We start from the raw sequence: 20,415 nt of genomic DNA, 5'->3' as shown, positions 1-20,415 counted from the left end.
TTATTTAAATGTCCACAATTTATTTAAGGTATAGTTAATCAAAATACCTATTAATGTGGATATTATTTGAGCTATGTACTTACTTAAATTAAATCTGTCGACTCCAATGTACAATATCATTGAAGTTATTCCCAAGGTAATTAAATTTACTATTACAAATTTAATAAGTAAATTAAAACTTCTTGAAGACTTTTTAAACACCCAGCTGCTGTTCCAAAAGAAGCTGTTAATAATACCGGCAATATAGCCTATTACGTTAGCAGTTACATAATAAACCTGTAACTTTACAAGAAGGAAATAAACTATAAAGGTTATTAATGTGTTACCTAATCCCACGATGCCGAATTTTATGAATTGAATATACTTTCCCATATGTACGCCTCTATAATATATTAATAATAATCAAATTATGGTTAATTATAACATAAATCATAATTTAATTATTATTATTTTTTTGTGAAAATATTTTGTACATACACAAGTGAGTTTATATTGTCATATTATATATGGAAACATCACTGAAAAATTAATATTGTATAAAATTTTAATTTTTCATTGACTAAATAGACTTTAATTAAATATAATATATAGGACGATGTTATTACGAAGAAGGTAAAGTATAATTAAAGGAGGATAGAAGAAAGCATAGTAACATTAAGCGCCAGAACTTAAGCAGAGTTACAAGACTTAAGTTGACGAGGATGGGAAGTATCGAAATATTCGGCGGATGTCCCACGGTACCGCACTACCGTTAAAGACTGATAAACCTGAAAAGTGATTTTCAGAACAACATCAGTCAGGTGTTAAAGCCTTTCTTTGTATGACCCTTAGTTTAAATTGGTTTTAAGCTAAGGTCTATTAGCGTCGTCTAATAATAAAAAAGGAAGGTATATTAATATGTGCGGAATAGTAGGTTATGTAGGAAAAAGAGAGGCAGCATCAGTTTTAATAAACGGACTTTCAAAATTAGAGTATAGAGGCTATGACTCAGCTGGAGTTGCTATAATTGAAAATGAAATTTTAAAGGTTACAAAATGTAAAGGTAGACTTGCAAATTTAGAAGAAAAACTAAAAAATGAACCAATTCACGGAACCGTAGGAATTGGTCATACAAGATGGGCTACCCATGGTGAGCCATCAGACTTAAACTCACATCCACATTCTAATACAAATGGAACTATAAGCGTAGTTCACAATGGAATTATAGAAAACTATATCCGCTTAAGAGAATGGCTTTCAGCAAAAGGTTATAAATTCATGTCAGAAACTGACACTGAAGTTATACCTCACCTTGTAGATTATTTCTATGAAGGTAATCTAGAAGAAGCTGTAATGAAGGCAATTTCAAAAATGGAAGGAAGCTATGCTATTGCCGTAGTATCCACTCACGAGCCTGAAAAAGTAGTTGCTGTTAGAAAGGATAGTCCTCTTATAGCTGGATTAGGAGAAAATGAATTCTTTGTAGCTTCAGATATTCCTGCAATACTAAACTATACAAGAGATGTATATTTATTAAATGATAAGGAAATCGTTGTTTTAACAAGAGATGGAATTAAACTTCTTACTGAAGATGGAGAAGAAATTAAAAAGGATATTTTCCATGTAACCTGGAATGCAGATGCTGCTGAAAGAGGCGGTTATGAGCACTTCATGATAAAGGAAATCCATGAGCAGCCAAAGGCTATTAGAGATACTATGACTTCTAGAATAGCTCTTGGAAAGCCAATTACCTTAGACAAAATAAAATTAACTAAAGAAGAACTTGAGAATATAGATAAGGTTTATATAGTTGCCTGCGGAACTGCTTACCATGCTGGAGTAGTAGGTAAATATGTAATAGAGAAATTAGCTAGAATCCCAGTTGAAATAGATATAGCTTCAGAGTTTAGATATAGAAATCCTATAATAAATGAAAAGACATTAATGATAGTTATGAGCCAATCTGGTGAAACAGCAGATACCTTAGCAGCACTTAGAGAAGCAAAAAAACATGGAGCAAGAGTGTTAGCTATAACAAATGTAGTTGGAAGCTCAGTTTCAAGAGAAGCTGACGATGTATTATATACATGGGCAGGTCCTGAAATAGCTGTAGCTTCAACTAAGGCTTATGTAACCCAGCTAATAGCTATGTATATTGTTGCACTATTCTTTGCTGAATATAAAAACACTCTAACCTTAGAGCAAATAGAAGCTCTTAAGAAGGAAATGCTTGAGCTTCCAGAAAAGGCTGAAGAGGCATTAAAGCATAAGGAAGTACTTCAAAAATTTGCATCAAAGACCTATATGCACAAGGATATGTTCTTCTTAGGAAGAGGCTTAGATTACGCTGTAGCAATGGAGGGTTCTTTAAAGGTAAAGGAAATTTCCTATATTCACTCAGAAGCCTATGCAGCAGGTGAACTTAAGCATGGACCAATAGCATTAATAGAAAATGGTACAGTAGTAATAGCACTCGCAACTCAAGAAGAACTCTTTGACAAGATGGTTAGCAATATCAAAGAAGTTAAAACAAGAGGTGCCAATGTTCTTGCCTTCGCCTTTGAAGGTAATGAAACTATAGAAAAAACAGTAGATTCAGCATTATATATTCCAAAAACAGTAGAAATCTTTGCACCAGTATTGTCTGTAATACCACTGCAATTACTTTCCTATTATATGGCAGTGCAAAAGGGCTGCGACGTTGATAAGCCTAGGAATTTAGCAAAAAGTGTTACTGTTGAATAGGTAGAGGACTTGTTCAAATTAGAATGTTGTTGTATCTAGGTAAAAAACTCGTTCAACACGTACTGAAGTCATTCAACAGACAATAAAGTCGTTCTAAATACCAGACAGAAATGGGAGAAAAAATTCCTGTTTCTTGCCTGGTTTCTTTATTTTTTGAAGAGAGATTGAGCGATTCTAAAATTAATTTTTGAAAAAAATGCTAAAATAAAGAGGGATTTATATATTATTGTCGAATATCGTTATTAGCAAAACATTAAAAGTAATAATAATATTGGATGCTTTGAAGAATTTCTTTAATCTGGGCACTTTAGAAATTTGGAGTATATAGTGCAACCGGCCAATATAGGATTAGTCTCTTATAGATTATCTTATATTGGCCTTTTATTTATTATGGGCTGAAATCATATTATTGTTATTATTATTAGAGGTGAAGAAATGGATATATTCTTATTAATTGGCATTATTGTTGGATTGGCTGCAGTTAGTTCTGGATTGCTTATGAAAGGTGCTAGTGTTTCTATATTATTTAGTCCTGAAGCAATAATGGTAATTCTAGTAGGTACTTCAGCTGCGGTAATGAATTCTTTCACAAGGAAGGAATTTCTTAATATTCCTAAAATATTAGGAGTTGTTTTTAGTGATAAGTCGAAGGAAGATCCTATAGAAATAATTAATCAAATTGTTGATATGGCACAATCAACGCGAAAGGATGGACTATTATCATTAGAAACTAAGACTCAAGAACTGGATAATGAATTTATGAAACAAGGATTAGAAATGATAGTTGATGGTGAGGAACCGGAATATGTTAGACAAGTCCTTTTAGGTGATATTGAGGGAATGGAAGAAAGGCATCGAATCGGAGCTTCGATTTTCACAACAGCAGGGGGAGCTTCTCCTACACTTGGAGTTCTAGGTGCAGTTATAGGACTTATAGGTGCACTTGGAAACTTAAATGATACTGCAAAACTTGGGGAATCTATAGCTGCTGCTTTCGTTGCTACTCTCTATGGAATTTTCTTCGGATATGTTATTTGGCACCCATTTGCATCAAGACTGAAGAGAAAGTCACATGAAGAGGTCTCCAATAAGCTATTAATGGTAGAAGGTATTTTAGCAATTCAAGAAGGGAAAAATCCAAAAACTATTCAAAAGCAGCTTATAACTATGCTAAAACCTAAAGATAGAAAGAAACTTGAAGATATGAGTATAGATGGAGAAACTAAAGGAGATAAATGATGAAACGTAAAAAACAACATCATGAAGAGCATGTTGATGAAACATGGTTACTTCCTTATTCAGATATGCTGACACTACTATTGGCACTTTTTATCGTTATGTTTGCAATGAGCAATGTGGATAACAAAAAATTAAAACAGATTAGTCTGCAATTCAACACTATTTTCTCAGGTGGTAACGGAGTATTAAAAGACAGCGGTGGTAGTGGCACAAATCTAGCTCAGAATAACAGCTTTGTTGCAACTGATAAAATGAATAGTATAGTAGAACAGGACAAGATGATTGGAATTAAGAGTATCTTAGAGCAAGAGATTAAAAGCAATGGATATGCAGATCAGATAAAAGTGGATTTAAATGCAGAAGGATTGAATATTTCAATACAGGATACGGTTATTTTTAAATCTGGAGATGCAGATGTATTAGCGAACTTTGATCCAGTACTGATCCAAATATCAAATATGATTAAAAATTTAGATAATGAGATAAGAATTAGTGGACATACTGACAATGTACCTATAAAAAATAATCAATTTCGTTCTAACTGGGACTTGAGTTATATGCGTGCCTCAAATGTTATGAACTTTATGGTAGATACAGGCCATGTTGCTCCTAATAAATTCACAATTCAAGCTTATGGCGAATACAGACCTAAATATGATAATTCCAATGAGGCAGGAAGGGCTAAAAATCGAAGTGTAGATATACTTATTGTTCGTAAATACGCACTTAGCACACAGAATTAGTTTTGATTAAACTTTTTTACAAGATTAATATGGGCTATCAAGTGGTTCCATGGCACATTCATGGTTGGCACTTTATGGTGGTAGGAAAAGATGCCCATCTAAGTTCATTTTTAAAACTTAGTGAAAATAGTGAACATCTTAATCATCAACTAACTGAGATGGGATTTACTGCAACCATTGGATCCGGAGAAACCTATGATTTAATTATTACTGCGGAAGATAAGGGAGAATTATACAGAAAGTATATTGTTAAGGGTCAGGATAGTTTCCCTTCTCTTTGCAAACAGCTCAGTGAAATACAGAGCATTGATTCTTCAGCAATATTTGATATTCCTGAAGAACCAGTACACTGCACTAATCCACAATTAATAAACTATACAGAAATTTGTAATCAGTCGCATGACAATCCAAATGATAGATTCTTCCCGCAATATTATCCAATGCATAATCACGATGACTACAAGGTTACCAATAATGGAGTATATCCAGGTGGTCAATTAACATTGATTCAAACAGATGCACCAGATAAATAAAATAGCTTTTAAAGCTTTAATGTTCATTTATTAAAAGTCATGGTGAAAATAGGGCAGAAAGCCTTGTTGGAGCCATGGCTTTAAATGAAATGGGTATAAGTAAGGCTGCTAGCAAAAGTATTATGTTAGCAGCCTTATTTTCAATGTAAAATGATTTGAGAAAATATAGATAATCCCACTTTGCTGCCCTGTCTTCCTATTGCCTGATAAGCAGAGTTTGACCAATCATAAGCCTATCACTTGTCAGGTTGTTTAGAGTCATTATTGCTTCAACTGTGGTGTTAAACCTCTGGGCAAGTGACCAAAGTGTATCCCCCGGCTGGACGATATAGGTAATAACCGTACTTGGAATCCGCAGCACCTGTCCAATCCTGAGCACATCGCTTGTCAGGTTGTTCAGAGCCTTTATGGCGTCAACTGTGGTATTAAATCTCTGGGCAAGTGACCAAAGCGTATCACCCGGCCGAACTATGTATACAATCACTCCAGGACCGGGCTCCGGGATGGGAACATTAATCTTGATCCCCCAATAAGTATCATAAAGCGCATTCCAGGTGGATTGAGCTACGATACCGTTGGCAGGCAGTCCCTTCATCTGCTGAAACGCTATCACAGCCTGAACGGTTTCGCTTCCCAAAATACCATCCTGCGTCAGCCCAGGAATAGTGGGGTAAAACTCACTGATAAAGCTAAGTATATATTGCAGAATGATCACATCGACTCCGCTGGAACCCACCCTAAGAATTGAATCGGGTGGTATCGTTCCAATCCCTAGAGCCGTACCCTCGCTTTCCAGACTTGCCAGCCTTGCTACGGCAACGTAAATAAAAGAGATCTTATTCCAAGTGTCCTGTTCAACGATACCGTTGGCAGTGAGACTAAATACGTTCTGGAATGTTGATACTGACGCTTGTGTACTGCTGCCAAACACACCGGGATCATCGGTTATAAGCGGAATAGCGGGAAAGTTTCCTCTGATCCTGTTCAAATAGGTTTGTATGACCTGCACGGCAAGACCTCTACTTCCTAATCGCAGCGTTGTACCAGGGTATGCTATAATGATACCAGTAATGATATTGGTTTGTGAAAATTCAATATCATTTGGATAGTAATAGCGCAGTATCTGCATCGTCGACAAGCCTTGGTTGGCTAAGGTTACCGTTCCCCATTGGGATAGCCCTGGGCAAGTAACGGTCGTACCATTGCAGAAAGCCGTAAAGAACGGCGCAATTTGCCCTTGCCTGCGAATGTATTGGTTGAAGATCTTATCCACGATTCGGCTAATGGATTCATAAATGGTTCTCCCATATACAAAATATTGGTCGTAAGCAGTACTATTTGTGATGTCAAAATTATATCCCCGACTTCTGTACCATTGTGTAAATACCCTGTTTAAAGCAAATGTGATGATGGCATAAATATTTGCCTCCAGTGACGTCTGCGGCCAAGTGGCATAAATTTCACTACTGGCAGCATTTTTGATATAATCTGGGAAGGATATTTGTACATTGGTTGCATACGAATCAGGCGTTCCAAGGTGTACGGTAATCGGATTGGGAATGATGACGTGGCGAAATATAGTGGGCTCCTTAAGGGGGCCAGCCTGATTCCTGGGTTCTGTCATTGCAAGTGCATGTCTTCCAATGAAGATCTCATGCCTGAGCGGAATTCTCTGGCTTGCCAGCATCGGAATCAATGCCACATGCTGAATGGCGTTCTCGCCGTCAAAAATTTGTACGTCGGCAATATACAAGCTGTTAAATCCTTCCGCCTCCGCCTCTAAACCATAGGTAGAATATGGTATACCTATATAGCTTGGATCTAGCGACAAACTTCTGTCTACAGCATATAAGGAAATCTGTTCGGTTTCACCGCTTTCATCCGTGGTCAGATTAAAGAGCACCGTCCCTTCCTGGTCCATGATTCTCACCCGTACACCCACTAAAGGTAACGCATTATCGGCGGTGCGGGCTTGTATTATTAAATTACCTGTACCCATTCTTAACTTTTCCTCCTCTTATAACACGATACTGATTGAGACGAGCTATGTCTTATATGGTATTATTTGGTTTTATATAATTCATTTTATTCTACATTGGGTAAAGTATGATTATATTGTTACTTAATTATTTATAGTTGGTTAAAGACTTGTAAAACAAAGAAGCTAGTCAGTAAGAATTAGAAATTTAATATTTTACCACTTACAGTGTGATATAATATTTACTAATAATATACAGTGAAAGGGAGAGAAAGATGGTTGAGAAAGAGTTACTGAAAAAAGGTTATCGCCTATATAAGGGAGAAGAGGTTGATGTATATTTTAATCTGTCTATGTGTAGACACTCAGGCAATTGTGTTAGAACGCTCCCGGTGGTATTTGATGTAAAACAAACTCCCTGGATTATGGCAGACAATGCTGAAAAGGAGACCCTAAAGGAAACAATATTGCGTTGCCCAACCGGAGCACTGCAGTACATTGAGAAAAAGTAGGAGGTATAATGATGGAGCTTATAAAAAAAGATAAAAATAAATTTTATATTGGGGATGACACAGAACATGCTATAGCTGAAATAACATTTGTTCCAACAGGTGAGGATAAAATAATTATTGACCATACCTATGTTTCAGAATCTCTAAAGGGTCAAGGCATAGGGGGGCAATTGGTAAATAAAGTGGTCCAATATGCTCGTGAAGAAAATAAAAAGATTATTCCTCTTTGCCCCTTTGCCAAAAGTGTTATGACAAAATCAAATGAATATAAAGACGTTCTTTTAGGTTAGGTTACATTTCCTGCAACAAAACCTAACAATATAGGTTTAACAATAGTCTTACTTAAGACATTTAAAGTATATATTCAAAGGATGAATAATAGATACTAATGGAGCATATAGATTTCTTGTCCAATTATTGATAAAATATAATGAATTCATTAATAATAGGAGAGATAAGAATGATTTTTTTCGGACATTTAGGACTAACTACAGGGGTAATAAAAACATATGAGGAAATATTGAATAAAGACAAAAAGATAAGTGAGAAGCCTTCAATTGATTATAGATTTGTTTTGGTTGGTTCAATTTTGCCTGATATTATAGATAAACCTATTGGTGCTGGTTTGTTTCGAGGTATATTCCATAATAGTCGTATTTTTGCTCATACTTTATTATTCTCAGTTTTATTGATATGTATAGGTCTACTAATGTTGTATAAACAAGGTAAAAATAATATTTTTATACTTGGAGTTTGCAGTTCAATACACCTAATATTGGATAGTATGTGGCAATTTCCTGCTATATTATTTTGGCCATACTTTGGATGGAAGTTTCCTGTAAGGCCGGAAGGTAATTGGGTGGTAAGTGATATTATTAGACTTATTACAGATCCAAGTTACTATATGCCTGAATTAATAGGGTTTATAATTATTGTTTATTATTTTATTAGATTAATAAGGAATAAGCAATTAGAAGATTTTATAAAGAAAGGTATATTGTAGTTTACATTAAGTCTCACCTTAAAAAAATTTTTGGTGAGGCTTTTCTATATTGCAGAAAAACAAGGGATCACTTAAAGTTCAATCAAATTTTAAATGATGCCCTGAAAGGATATTCTTTTTTGTTAGCAGGCTTAATAGAAAAAGTTATTTTTATCTTTATAGTACCACACATAACCTTGGTGCCGCCAATTACTTTACTTAAGTCCCCGCCGGCTTCTCTAATTACAAAAGAAGACTCACCGGTAATAGCTGATTCATCAACTGTAGCATAACCTTCAATTATTTCACCATCACAGGGTATAATTTCTCCATTTGAAATTTCTATAATGTCTCCTTTTTTTAGAGAAGAACTGCATACAAATTTAATCTTACCGTTTTTACCAATCAGCTTTACCATAGGTGATTGACTGCTAATAGCAGTATACTCTTTAGAGTCCTTTCTGCTTACTAAATCATATTTTTTTGTAAACTGTATAAAGCTTATTACTGATATTCTAAGAATATCTAATAATTTCATAATTAGAACTCCGCCCCCGTAATTTTATCTTTTATTATTAAAAGATAAAGCAGAAATCCATAAGGACTTTCTGCTTTAGTATGTCATATAAATATTTTATATTGCATAAAACTTAAATACAAAGCTTGTTTCTTCAATAAAAACCATCAAAAACCCTTCCAATACTCCATGGAATCGATTTATTAATGCTTTTCCACCGTTAATATTTAAGTTAATCTTTATTTCGTAAATACATACTTAATTAGTATTTTATGAATTCATCATTTAGCTCTGTAACTTTTATCATTGAACCATCTATTTTTCCATGTAAAGTATTAGTGAATAGTGTATCCACATTGTCTTTGCTAGTAGTTAAAGTAATATTATTATCTTCAACCTGATATTTACCATTAACAGACTCACTTGCTTTACCTACAGAATAGGATAACAAGAAGCTATTATCTTTATTTAATTTTAGAACTAGATTGGAATTACTTTTGCATTCATAGTACCCCGAATAAGGATTATATACACTATTTTTAAAGACGATAAATGCAATCAATGCTGTAAATGCAATTAATACTATAAATTTTTTCATTCATACCGCCTTCCATTAAGAGTTTTATTTAATTTAATTATAGTATTTTATAGCTAAAACACCAATTTTAAAGTCAGACGGCAAAATTATTTATCCACATTTATAAAAGTTAAAAAAGGCAAATATATCTTTTAAACTCAATTTTAAATCCTGTTGCTTCTATTTACGCTTAGTATTATTTAAACTGCTTACTAATATTGTGGAACCTTTCAGCATCTTTTAAGTCTCCTCTAAGCTCATATATTTTTGCAATTAGTTCATATATTTCTCCATTATTTACATTTTGTGATAAGGCTTTTTTTAATAGATTAAAAGCTTCATCAAGCTCTCCGATTTCTAAAAACTCTTTAACCCTTTTAATATAATTTTCTGTTGAAATTTTATCATCCTCTAAATATGGTTCTACTTCGCTAAGTACATTTCTAACCTTTTCTACAGTAAAGGGTTTTTGAAGATATGCAACAGCGCCAAGCTTAGTGCACTCCACTGCATTTTTCACCGTTCCATAGGCTGTCATTATAATAACAGGTGTTTCTATACCTATTCCCCTCATCCTTCTTAAGACTTCAGTACCACTTATTTCAGGCATTTTTATATCTAAAAAGATTAAATCTACTTTTTCATACTTTAGAATTTCTAAAGCTTCAGTGCCTAGGGTTGCTGTTAAAACCTCGTATCCATTAAACTCTAAACAGGTAGTTAGCAGCATCTTTATATTTTTTGCATCATCCACAACAAGAACTTTCTTCATGATAACCTCCATGTATTCATTTTATTAATTCTCTTCATCCAATGGCAGTGTAAAGGTAAAAGTGCTTCCTTCGCCCAATACACTCTCACACCATATTTCACCGCCTTGGCACTCAACTATCTCTTTAGCAATAGCAAGACCTAAACCAGTGCCCTTATGTTCGGTACCCTTAACTTGTACAAACTTCTCAAAAATCTTTTCTATATATTCATTAGGTATACCCTCACCATTATCCTTTACAGATACACACATCTTATTTTGCTTAATAAAAGCCGTTATAAGTATTTGACCTCCTGAATGAGTAAATTTTAAAGCATTTGATATTAAATTGTTTAAAACCCAGGTTGTTTTATCAATATCAGCTTTAACCTTTTGAGCATTATTCATAACATTATATATTAAACTAATATTTTTATCCATTGCATAATCAACAAAGTTTTTAATGCTATTATCAATAATAGTTTCTATAGAATAAACTTCTATTTTAAATATAGATTCACTATATTCTAGTTTAGAAAGCTGTAGAAGGTTATTGACTAAGTTTAATAATTTTTCACTTTCCTCATTTATAGAGCCCATAATTTCCTTTTGCTTCCTATTTAAAGTTCCTGCAGTTTCCTCAGATATTAAACTAGAACCCATCATTATAGATGTTAGTGGAGTTTTAAACTCATGCGAAACAGTAGCAATAAAGTTGCTTTTAAGCCTTTCTATTTCCTTAAGTCCAGTTACATTTTGGAAGAGTACAACAAGTCCGTATTTTTTATTATCAAATTCCTTAAGTTTTGTAACTAGTACATTATAGTAGTAATCTTTATTCTTATAACTAAAGTAAAATATCTTTTGTTGTATTTCATCTTCTTGTGTACTATATATGTTTTTTATATAATCATATAATTCACTGTTTCTAACTACTTCAAGAAAATACTTATTTAATATATTCTCTTCTTTAAGATTAAATAATTCCTCGAAGGAATCATTTACCAATACTATTTTATAATCTGTATCCATAACAAGTATTGGATCAGAAATACTTTTTACTATAGCTAGGGATTTATTCTTCTCACTTAAAAGCTTTCCTAAGGTACTTTGCTCAAATTGAAGAAGTCTTTTTGTCATATCATTGAATTCTTTAGATAATTCACCTATCTCATCTTCACTAACTATTTCTGTATGTTTATTTAATTCACCTTCTTTAAGCGCTTTCATATTATCTCTGAGAGCATATAAAGGACTTAAGAACTTTTTTAATGATAACCATGCAGCAATAAAGCCTCCTAAAACGAAAAGTGCTGAAAGAATTAATAGGATGTACATAGCCCTTTCAGAGGCCTTAATTACATTCTCCTTACCATTGAACATAGCCTTCTCATTAAGAAGTGAAAGGTCTCTAAGAAGCTTCTTTTGTTCAGTATATTGTGGGTAAATTTCGTTTTTGTAAAAGGTTATTGCTTTATCTGTATTAGACTGAAGCATAATGCTTTGAAGATCAGAGAATAAGGTTAAATATTTTACATGGGAAGCCTCTATCTTATTAACAAAATCTTTTTCACCTGGTTCTGTTATATTATAAGACTCCACGTAATACCACTTATAAAAATCATTGCTGTAATTAGTAAAATCACTAATTGCCTTATTTTTATCTATATTCATATAAGATAAAGTTGCTGCGTTCTGGCCATCTAAGGCTTCAAGCATGTAACTGGCTGCATTAATACTTTTATAATTATCAGTCATTAAATTTTGAATGCCCCTGCTTAATGAGTAGACGTTAATAACAGAAACGATTCCTAATAAAGCAGTAATAAAAACTAATAATAAATAAACAGTTAGAAATTTACTTTTTAGAGTTTTAAGCATAAAAGTTACCTCTCAAATTTCAAAGCTTTGAATTAATAGAATTAGTATAAATTTTACAGATATAAAAGTCAAACTTGCTTCAATTTGTTTTTGTATAGGTTTACAGCTTAAGTATAATATTACATGGTTTACAAACAATATGTGAAGAGGTTAGTGTAAGCAGCAGGTATGATGTGATTTTTTAAACTGTATAATTTTTTTATAGGAGGATTTAATCATATGGCATTATCAAACAGAAAAGTTAAAGTTGCTGTCTTGTCAATTGCCTCTAATACAACTTTAATTATTCTAAAAATAATTGCAGGATTACTTAGTGGTTCTGTTAGTATTGTTTCAGAAGCTATTCATTCAGGCATGGATTTAGTAGCATCCATTATTGCATTTTTATCTGTCCGTATTTCCTCAAAACCAGCAGATGAAGAACATCCGTATGGTCATGGGAAAATTGAAAACATTTCTGGACTGGCATAAGGTTTATTAATATTTGTTGCAGCTTTTTTAATAATAAAGGAATCCATTTTAAAAATAATACATCCTGCACAAATAGTAGAAACAGGTATAGCTATAATAGTGATGATCATATCAGCAGTGGTAAATGCCCTTGTTTCAAGAACAATTTACAAGGTAGCAAAAGAAGAGGATTCTCTTGCATTGGAGGCAGATGCTCTGCATTTAAAAACTGATGTGTATACTTCTTTTGGAGTTGCTATAGGATTAGTTCTTATAAAATTAACTAGAATTAGTATCCTCGACCCTATTGTTGCTATTATCGTTGCATGCCTTATTGTAAGAGAAGCATGGCACTTGTGCAAAAGCGCCTTTAATCAACTTATAGATTCAAGACTTTCTGTGGATGAAGAACAAAAAATAAAAGAAGTTATGGAAATATATAAAGCAGATATAATAGACTTCCATGGGCTTAAAACACGAAAGTCTGGACATATACGCTATGTTGAGTTTCACATAACTGTAAAGGCAGACCTTACAGCAAAAGATAGCCATCAGCTTATAGAAAAAATAGAAAAAAGTCTGGAGGATAAAATTAGAAACACCTATGTAACCATTCATGTAGATTATAATTAAGGTTATATTGACATAATAAATTTATAACTATTTAATATTAATCTGCAAGTATAATAAGACTGTGTGAAGGTTTGTAAGAAACAAATCAATATACAGTCTATTTGCTATGCTAAGGTTGAGGTCAAAAGATTGATAGAAAGTATTCTGATGACTCTAGATAACACTATTTTTATTAATATGCAAAATTTCCGACATGAAGCGACTTTTTTATTTATAAAATGACAAGGTTTTCTTTTTTGCGAAAGCTATGTTATAATATTTACTTAAGATAAAAGGAGGTATGTACAATGCACAATAAACTATCAAAAGGTGCCTATGGTGACGTAGCTGGTAAAGATTATGTTCCATATATTTCTAGTGGTTCTAAAAAAGGCGGGAATACTGCTGTATTAATAATTGGTATTATTTTAGCTGCCTTATTCGCTGCATCCACTGCCTATTCAGGTATGAAATCAGGACTTACAGTTGCGGCTGGTATACCTGGTTCTATAATAGGTTCAGCATTTATAGCTGCATTTGCTAAACAAAAGGGCATCCTTGGCAAAAATTTGGTTCAAGGTATGTCAAGTGCTGGAGAATCAGTAGCTAGTGGTATGATATTCGTTTTACCAGCAGTTCTTCTTATAGGGTCCAAAGTTTCTTTCTTAGAAGGCTTTGCTGTTGGTGTAGCTGGAGTTCTATTCGGAATAGGAATAGCTTCTCTTGTTTACAAATACTTATTAATTGAGGAACATGGTAAGTTAATGTACCCTGAGTCAATGGCTATATCTGAAACACTTGTTGCTTCAGAAGGTGCTGGAGATTCAATGAAGTTCATGGGAATTGGATTCGGAATAGGTGGTATTATAACTGTTGTAACTAGTTCATTTTTAAATGTGGCTAATAACGTTGTAAGCTTTGTAAACGAATCCTTCTACAAATGGAAATTTGAAATTGAAGGTAATCCTCTATTATTAGGTATAGGATTCATAGTTGGTTTAGAAGTGGCTTTAACTATGTTTGCTGGTTCCATATTAGCTAACTTCGGTGTTTTGCCTTTAATAGGGTACTTCTCTGCTTTTGCAAAAGATGGTGTAACAGTATGGAATAATCCAAGTGTTGCTATTAATGCTATGAAAGTTAAGCATATAGCTGGCAGCTATGTAAAATACATCGGTGCTGGCATGATGCTTTCAGGTGGTTTAATTGGAGCTATAAAGCTTATACCTACAATAGTATCTTCAATAAAAGAAACTCTTAATGCTAAATCTTCAAATGGTAAATCATCTGCAAACACTATATTAATTGGTGGTGTAATAATAACCTTTGTAGCAGCTTTTATGATATCAGGTGGTAATATATTAATGGCAATAATTGCTTCTGTATTATCATTATTCTTATCATTACTATTTGTTATTGTTTCTGGTCGTTTAACTGGTACTATAGGAACTTCAAACCTTCCTGTATCCGGAATGACTATAGCTTCATTAGTTCTTGTAACATTATTATTCGTTGCAATGGGATGGAAAAATCCTGAAAGCAACAGATCATTACTTCTATTTGGTACATTTATAGTTATAGCTATATCTATAGCTGGTGGTTACTGTCAATCACAAAAGGTTACTTTCATAATTGGCGGAGACAAAAATGAAATGGATAAATATTACGCTATAGCTAGTATAATTGGTGTTGCAGTAGTTGTAGGTGTTATATTATTACTTTCAAGCCAACTTGCAATGACTGGTGATAACGTTCCATTTGCATTACCACAGGCTAACTTAATGTCAACATTAACTGCTGGTATAATGTCAGGTCAATTACCTTGGTCAATGATAATTGTTGGTGCTGTTATGGGAATTGTTTTATTCTTATTAGACCTTCCTATTATGACAGTTGCTATAGGCTTCTATTTACCAATAGCTACAACTTCAATAATATTAATTGGCGCGTTAATTCGTGTATTTATTGAAAAAGGTTCTAAGTCTGAAAAAGAGAAGGAAGTTAAAGTTGCTAATGGAGTAAGTTTATCCTCTGGACTTGTTGCTGGTGGTTCTATAATAGGACTTGTAGGTATAATACTTCAAGTAACAGGTGTTATAAAACCTACTGATTTAACTGGATTTGCTGGTTCTAATACAATGGCATTTATACTAATAATTGTTATGGTAATAGCAACAACAATACCTATAAAAAACAGTAAAGTGAAAGATGCCGAATAGTAATGAAGAGGTTTTAAATATAATATTTAAAATCTCCGAAAACTTAGAATATGAAGTTGATAAAGATAATATTGTAACTATACTTGAAAAACAAGATCATAAGGTGCAAAGGTTCTTTAGAAAACTTAAATTTAGAATTCCAGAATATAAAAAAACTTCTCTAGATGAATATGGAAGTTATGTGTTTTTACAAATTGATGGCAAGAAAACTGTTAAAGATATTGGTGAAAATCTAGAAGTAAAGTATGGTGATAAAGCTTACCCGCTTTATGAAAGATTATTGTTATTCTTAAACCATATCAATGTTAATTGTCATTATATAGAAAATACAAGTTTCTAATATTAAAGATGGCACTACATTATTGGTGCCATCTTGTTTTAATTAAGCATGTTAGAAAAAAAGCTCCAGAGACCCATACAGGATCCTTTACTTATACTTAATGTAAAGTTATCAACATCCTTTGATTTGGCTGTAAATTAGAGTAAATATTTATCACAAATTGCTGTAAAAATCATAGGATAAAATGAGTAACAATTTTAAGTTATTATAGGAGGAAGTATGTATTATAAGCCAACCCCACCCTGTATGATGTGGTATCAAGGAGCAATGGTAGCGGAGGATGTAGATAGAGATTTAGAAATGCTGTATCCTCAAATATACTTTAGGGTAATGCCTTTAGTAATGCATCACTGTGACCAATTAGAATCAAGACATGGAGTAATGTATTCTCCAACAAAGAGTGAACTTAGCAGAATTACAGATGATATTCAAAATAGGTTAAATGACAGTATGGGTAACATTAGTGGCGAAGAAACAAGGCAGTTTGGAGGAGGATTTCTAGGTGATTTAGCATCCATACTTCTTTTAGAAGAGCTTTTTAGAAGAAGACGTGGAAGAAGACGAAGAAGGCCTTTTTTTAGGTAGAATGAGTAGTAGTAATTTATGAAGTTACCTATAAACATGAAGTTAATGCAGCGAATTTTTCAGCATGGCTTCATGTTTTTTATAATAAAGTGAAAGATGCAGAGTAATCTTAATTGTTATAATAGAACAAGATGGCAATTAGTTATAGATGCCATCTTGTAAATTGATTAGGATAAAAACCTAAACTTAAATCTGCTATTATTTGCAAATTCTAAAAGAAGGTTGATAAAGTAGAACTAATCTTTGAAAATATTGAATTTAAATTGTTATGTTTATGTTTGTCAACTCTTTTAGAATAATGATATTCTGGAGCAATTTCAGAAGCATTAGTACGATCTTCTGTTTTTTCTGTTTTTCTATATTTACTTTTTTTAAGATGTTCTATAATAATTTCATTTTTTAATTCTTCAACTGAAACATATCTTCTTGTTATATCAATATGAAAACATTTCTGAATTATCCTTTTTAAATTGCTATCTACATTACTGCCATAACTATCCTCTAAAAGTGGATCCAAACTTGTAATCATTGACTTTCCTGTAGCCATATAATACATAAGCATCCCAATAGTACAAATAATCTTTTCATTGGAGTCCTCTTGAATACTCTGCTGTTTTACATATGAAGAAACTAAGTTTGGTAAATAGGTCACTGAATTGTTATTAATTAAAAGACCATTTGAAAATCCGAAATCCTTTATAAAAATTTTCTCGTTTTTTGATATTAATATATTTGAAGGATCAAGCTGACAACACTGAATATAATATTTTAAACTAGTCAAATTGGTTACGGTTTCACATATGCTAAGGGTAATGTTATATATGTCCTTTGAGTTCAAGGAATCTCTATCCTTTACATACTTTTCTAGTGTTTCTTCCTCTAATTCTTTTGTACAATCATCTTTTTTAGTATCCCTGTAATGATCCATTTTCATATTGTGAAATTGTAAAACCTTAATTACTTTATGTTTTCTTTCGCTACGTCTTTTTAGCATTATTTACCTCTTTCTTAACCTCAACTGCTGTCAATTTCCATAACATATACGCATTTGTAATTAATTTTTAAGGGGTATTATTAATGGTAAATTTAGGTATTGCATAATACAGGCTATTTATGCAATAATTAAACAATTATAAAAATAGAAAAAGAGGGAATTGAAATGGGAGAAATTAATGTTATTTTTCACATTGATGAATTAAGTAAGTGGAAGCTTACTTTAAAGAATGTAAGCAATTTATTACATGGCGTAGATATTGAAGAGTCCAATATTGAAGTTCTTGCCAACTCAGAAGCAGTTAAGTTTTATATTAATGAAGAGGGAAATACAGAAATTTCTGCAATGAAGGAATTATACAGAAAAGGAGTTAGATTTGCCGCGTGTAATAATGCATTAAATTCCTATAGTATAAAGAAGGAAGATTTAATAGATTTTATAGACATAGTACCAGTTGGAGTTTTAGAATTAGTAATTAAACAGAAGAAAGGATATGCATATATAAAGCCTTAAAGTATATTTAGAGGGTAGAGCTTTTGAACATCATACTCTACCCTAAATTTCTGATTTAATAGTCAACCTGACACTTTAAATTTGTTTGGTTATAATTTGAACAACTATACTTGTAGCAGCTACGGTAAACCAGACAATAAGTCCTAGAAATATTGGTTTTACACCTGTTTTTATCATTTTTCTAAAGTCACAGGTAAGTCCAACTGCTGATAGAGCCATTACAATCATGAATTTACCTAAAATATTTATATAATGAACAGCGTTTGTATTAAATAGACCAACAGTATTTAATAGTGAAGCAACTAAAAACCACAACACAAACCAAGGAAATATTTTTTTAAGGCTATAGTTAACAGTTTTATTCTTATTTGAATCCCTTTTCTTCTTCACAGCTGTAATAATAGCAAAGATAATTGATATTGGTATAATCATAGTAGTTCTTGTAAGTTTAACAATGGTAGCGTAGGCACCAGCAGTATTACTGAAAGCATAGCCTGCAGCTACTACTGAAGATGTATCATTTACAGCTGTTCCTGCCCAAAGCCCGAAGGCCTTATCTGAAAAGTGCAGCAAATGCCCAAGTGGTGGAAAAATAAGAACGGCAATAATATTGAATAAAAATATAGTAGAAATAGAATAGGCAACTTCGCTTTCATCAGCCTCTATTATTGGTGCTACTGAAGCTATGGCTGAGCCCCCGCAAATTGCTGTACCTACACCAATTAATGATTTTAATTTTGTAGGAATTCCCATCAACTTTCCAAAGAAGTAAGCAGAAATAAATGCAGCTGCAATAGTGAATAGCATTACAGATAATGAATCGAGTCCTGTTTTCCATACTTGATTTAAATTTAATCCAGCGCCAAGTACTATTATGGCCCATTGAAGTATTTTTTTAGAAGTAAAGCCTATTCCGCTTATTGTACTTTTAGGCTTTTCTAATGTGTTATTAATGATAATTCCAAGTACTATACCAATTACCGGCCCTCCTATAATAGGTAACAAACCTCCAAGCCATGTGGCAATTAATGCTAGAATAAATGAAAATAATATTCCAGTTATATTTGTTTTAATCCAATTCAAAGTAACATTCCTCCAATATTTTCTTAGTCTTAAATTCTTAATACAGGTTAATTTTTATTTTACTTAATTGTGTCATAACATTTATATATAAAATAGAATTAATTCTATCTATAATAATAATGGCAGCCTAGAGTAAAATCAAATTATACATTTTTATATAAGTATAAGTAAAGCTTATGTGTTATAATAAATTATAAATAATTATTATATTAAGGTGATACAAGTGATGGATATTAGACTACTTACATTTATCACAGTAAGTAAAACAAAAAGCTATACGAAAGCTGCAGAGCTGTTAAATATAACACAGCCTGCGGTTTCTCAGCATATTAAATTTTTAGAAGAGGAATATAATGTTAAATTAATTAAAAAGTCGGGCAGGAGTCTTGATTTAACAGAGGAAGGTTTAATTCTATTTGACTATGCAGAAGAAATTAAAGTGTTGTACAGCGCATTAGAAATGAGATTAAAGCATAAATCAGGAATTATAAAAAAATATAACTTAGGTGCTAGTATGAGCATTGGAGGTTATATTTTGCCATACATTTTAGCAAAATATAAAAAGATAAACGAAAATGTAAATATTTTTCTTCAAGTAAACAATACAGAGGAAATATTAGAAAAGCTAATTAATGGAAGGCTTGACTTTGCTTTGATAGAAGGACCTTTTGATAAAAATAAATTTAAATATAAGAAATTTAAAGATGATGAATTAGTTTTAGCTGTATCTGCAAATAATAATTTTACAAAGTTGACAGAAGTAACTGTAGAAGAGATTCTAAAGGGAAACCTTATTTTAAGAGAAGAAGGTTCTGGTACTAGAAAAATATTTGAAAATAAGCTTATAGAACTTGGTTACAGTTTAAATGATTTAAGTGGCTGCATGGAAATAGGAAATATTAGCGGCATCAAATCTTTAATAGAATTAAATCTTGGGTATTCAATAATTTCTAGGGAAACAATTAAAAAGGAATTAAGTCAAGGAACTATAAAAACAGTAGCTATTAAGGATATTAAGATTTTTCGGGAATTCAATTTTGTATATCTTGAGGAAGATGAATTTATTGATTCCTTTATTGACTTTTGCTGCGAAAACAGTAATTGATGCTAGGTTAATTAATAATAACTGACTATTATTGATAACCTAGTTATGAAAATATATAATGTAAATATAAGACTTAA

The 20,415-nt window shown here is 32.3% G+C and carries 20 protein-coding genes, 1 pseudogene and 1 riboswitch; of the genes and pseudogenes, 13 read left to right on the top strand and 8 right to left on the bottom strand.

What is annotated here, in order from left to right; genetic code table 11:
- Nucleotides 1-372: a GtrA family protein gene (locus tag ACJDUH_RS13520; protein WP_406765732.1), complete on the bottom strand. Its 372-nt coding sequence runs from the start codon at nucleotides 370-372 to the stop codon at nucleotides 1-3.
- Between the two features lie 525 nt (nucleotides 373-897).
- On the opposite strand from ACJDUH_RS13520, the gene glmS reads away from it, so the two are divergent.
- The 4 genes from glmS to ACJDUH_RS13500 all read left to right on the top strand — a co-directional run bounded on the left by glmS (nucleotide 898) and on the right by ACJDUH_RS13500 (nucleotide 5,239).
- Nucleotides 898-2,724: a glutamine--fructose-6-phosphate transaminase (isomerizing) gene (gene glmS / locus ACJDUH_RS13515; protein WP_406765731.1), complete on the top strand. Its 1,827-nt coding sequence runs from the start codon at nucleotides 898-900 to the stop codon at nucleotides 2,722-2,724.
- A 264-nt stretch (nucleotides 2,725-2,988) separates the two neighbouring features.
- A riboswitch (cyclic di-GMP riboswitch) is annotated at nucleotides 2,989-3,072 on the top strand.
- An 87-nt stretch (nucleotides 3,073-3,159) separates the two neighbouring features.
- Nucleotides 3,160-3,963, top strand: a complete 804-nt coding sequence (motA, locus tag ACJDUH_RS13510) for a flagellar motor stator protein MotA (protein ID WP_406765730.1) — start codon at nucleotides 3,160-3,162, stop codon at nucleotides 3,961-3,963.
- A complete protein-coding gene (locus tag ACJDUH_RS13505) occupies nucleotides 3,963-4,706 on the top strand; it encodes a flagellar motor protein MotB (protein ID WP_406765729.1) in 744 nt (247 codons plus the stop codon). Before motA ends, ACJDUH_RS13505 begins: the two co-directional genes overlap by 1 nt.
- A gap of 29 nt (nucleotides 4,707-4,735) precedes the next feature.
- On the top strand, nucleotides 4,736-5,239 hold the full coding sequence (locus ACJDUH_RS13500) for a cupredoxin domain-containing protein (protein ID WP_406765728.1): 504 nt from the start codon (nucleotides 4,736-4,738) through the stop codon (nucleotides 5,237-5,239).
- A 196-nt stretch (nucleotides 5,240-5,435) separates the two neighbouring features.
- On the opposite strand, the gene ACJDUH_RS13495 is transcribed toward ACJDUH_RS13500, so the two are convergent.
- Entirely contained in the window at nucleotides 5,436-7,238 is a 1,803-nt protein-coding gene (locus ACJDUH_RS13495) for a LysM peptidoglycan-binding domain-containing protein (protein WP_406765727.1), read from the bottom strand.
- A 254-nt stretch (nucleotides 7,239-7,492) separates the two neighbouring features.
- On the opposite strand from ACJDUH_RS13495, the gene ACJDUH_RS13490 reads away from it, so the two are divergent.
- The 3 genes from ACJDUH_RS13490 to ACJDUH_RS13480 all read left to right on the top strand — a co-directional run bounded on the left by ACJDUH_RS13490 (nucleotide 7,493) and on the right by ACJDUH_RS13480 (nucleotide 8,732).
- On the top strand, nucleotides 7,493-7,729 hold the full coding sequence (locus ACJDUH_RS13490; RefSeq protein ID WP_406765726.1) for a (4Fe-4S)-binding protein: 237 nt from the start codon (nucleotides 7,493-7,495) through the stop codon (nucleotides 7,727-7,729).
- Nucleotides 7,730-7,740: 11 nt separating this feature from the next.
- The gene (locus ACJDUH_RS13485; protein ID WP_479723057.1) at nucleotides 7,741-8,019 is read left to right on the top strand and encodes a GNAT family N-acetyltransferase; all 279 of its coding nucleotides are present in this window, start codon (nucleotides 7,741-7,743) and stop codon (nucleotides 8,017-8,019) included.
- 170 nt (nucleotides 8,020-8,189) lie between these two features.
- Nucleotides 8,190-8,732 carry a metal-dependent hydrolase gene (locus ACJDUH_RS13480; protein WP_406765724.1) on the top strand — a complete coding sequence of 181 codons (543 nt, stop codon included), beginning with the start codon at nucleotides 8,190-8,192 and terminating at the stop codon, nucleotides 8,730-8,732.
- An 82-nt stretch (nucleotides 8,733-8,814) separates the two neighbouring features.
- Here ACJDUH_RS13480 and ACJDUH_RS13475 read toward each other — a convergent pair whose 3' ends face one another.
- The 4 genes from ACJDUH_RS13475 to ACJDUH_RS13460 all read right to left on the bottom strand — a co-directional run bounded on the left by ACJDUH_RS13475 (nucleotide 8,815) and on the right by ACJDUH_RS13460 (nucleotide 12,437).
- Nucleotides 8,815-9,249 carry a P-type ATPase actuator domain-containing protein gene (locus tag ACJDUH_RS13475; RefSeq protein ID WP_406765723.1) on the bottom strand — a complete coding sequence of 145 codons (435 nt, stop codon included), beginning with the start codon at nucleotides 9,247-9,249 and terminating at the stop codon, nucleotides 8,815-8,817.
- Nucleotides 9,250-9,490: 241 nt separating this feature from the next.
- Nucleotides 9,491-9,826, bottom strand: coding sequence for a hypothetical protein (locus ACJDUH_RS13470; RefSeq protein WP_406765722.1), 336 nt, complete (start codon nucleotides 9,824-9,826; stop codon nucleotides 9,491-9,493).
- Between the two features lie 175 nt (nucleotides 9,827-10,001).
- Complete coding sequence (locus ACJDUH_RS13465; protein WP_406765721.1) at nucleotides 10,002-10,577, bottom strand: response regulator; 576 nt, start codon at nucleotides 10,575-10,577, stop codon at nucleotides 10,002-10,004.
- Nucleotides 10,578-10,601: 24 nt separating this feature from the next.
- Entirely contained in the window at nucleotides 10,602-12,437 is a 1,836-nt protein-coding gene (locus ACJDUH_RS13460) for an ATP-binding protein (protein ID WP_406765720.1), read from the bottom strand.
- 219 nt (nucleotides 12,438-12,656) lie between these two features.
- On the opposite strand from ACJDUH_RS13460, the pseudogene ACJDUH_RS13455 reads away from it, so the two are divergent.
- The 4 genes and pseudogenes from ACJDUH_RS13455 (at nucleotide 12,657) to ACJDUH_RS13440 (ending at nucleotide 16,643) form a co-directional block, all read left to right on the top strand.
- Nucleotides 12,657-13,520 (top strand): annotated as a pseudogene (locus tag ACJDUH_RS13455) (cation diffusion facilitator family transporter).
- A gap of 287 nt (nucleotides 13,521-13,807) precedes the next feature.
- Nucleotides 13,808-15,718, top strand: a complete 1,911-nt coding sequence (locus tag ACJDUH_RS13450; protein WP_406765719.1) for an OPT family oligopeptide transporter — start codon at nucleotides 13,808-13,810, stop codon at nucleotides 15,716-15,718.
- Nucleotides 15,708-16,058 carry a PqqD family peptide modification chaperone gene (locus ACJDUH_RS13445; protein WP_406765718.1) on the top strand — a complete coding sequence of 117 codons (351 nt, stop codon included), beginning with the start codon at nucleotides 15,708-15,710 and terminating at the stop codon, nucleotides 16,056-16,058. The genes ACJDUH_RS13450 and ACJDUH_RS13445 overlap by 11 nt, the downstream gene beginning before the upstream one ends.
- A 246-nt stretch (nucleotides 16,059-16,304) precedes the next feature.
- Nucleotides 16,305-16,643 (top strand): hypothetical protein, encoded by a 339-nt coding sequence (locus ACJDUH_RS13440; protein WP_406765717.1) that lies wholly within the window; start codon nucleotides 16,305-16,307, stop codon nucleotides 16,641-16,643.
- A 211-nt stretch (nucleotides 16,644-16,854) separates the two neighbouring features.
- On the opposite strand, the gene ACJDUH_RS13435 is transcribed toward ACJDUH_RS13440, so the two are convergent.
- Nucleotides 16,855-17,637: a protein kinase family protein gene (locus ACJDUH_RS13435; RefSeq protein ID WP_406765716.1), complete on the bottom strand. Its 783-nt coding sequence runs from the start codon at nucleotides 17,635-17,637 to the stop codon at nucleotides 16,855-16,857.
- 165 nt (nucleotides 17,638-17,802) lie between these two features.
- On the opposite strand from ACJDUH_RS13435, the gene ACJDUH_RS13430 reads away from it, so the two are divergent.
- A complete protein-coding gene (locus tag ACJDUH_RS13430; protein ID WP_406765715.1) occupies nucleotides 17,803-18,150 on the top strand; it encodes a DsrE family protein in 348 nt (115 codons plus the stop codon).
- A gap of 75 nt (nucleotides 18,151-18,225) precedes the next feature.
- Here ACJDUH_RS13430 and ACJDUH_RS13425 read toward each other — a convergent pair whose 3' ends face one another.
- The gene (locus tag ACJDUH_RS13425; protein ID WP_406765714.1) at nucleotides 18,226-19,233 is read right to left on the bottom strand and encodes a YeiH family protein; all 1,008 of its coding nucleotides are present in this window, start codon (nucleotides 19,231-19,233) and stop codon (nucleotides 18,226-18,228) included.
- Nucleotides 19,234-19,459: 226 nt separating this feature from the next.
- On the opposite strand from ACJDUH_RS13425, the gene ACJDUH_RS13420 reads away from it, so the two are divergent.
- The gene (locus ACJDUH_RS13420) at nucleotides 19,460-20,338 is read left to right on the top strand and encodes a LysR substrate-binding domain-containing protein (RefSeq protein WP_406765713.1); all 879 of its coding nucleotides are present in this window, start codon (nucleotides 19,460-19,462) and stop codon (nucleotides 20,336-20,338) included.
- Nucleotides 20,339-20,415: the final 77 nt, after the last annotated feature.

Source organism: Candidatus Clostridium radicumherbarum (genome assembly GCF_045310525.1).
In the GTDB taxonomy this organism is placed as follows: Bacteria; Bacillota; Clostridia; order Clostridiales; family Clostridiaceae; genus Clostridium_AT; species Clostridium_AT radicumherbarum.
Note: the sequence above shows the minus strand (reverse complement) of the source record. Positions and strands in the feature narration are given on the sequence as shown.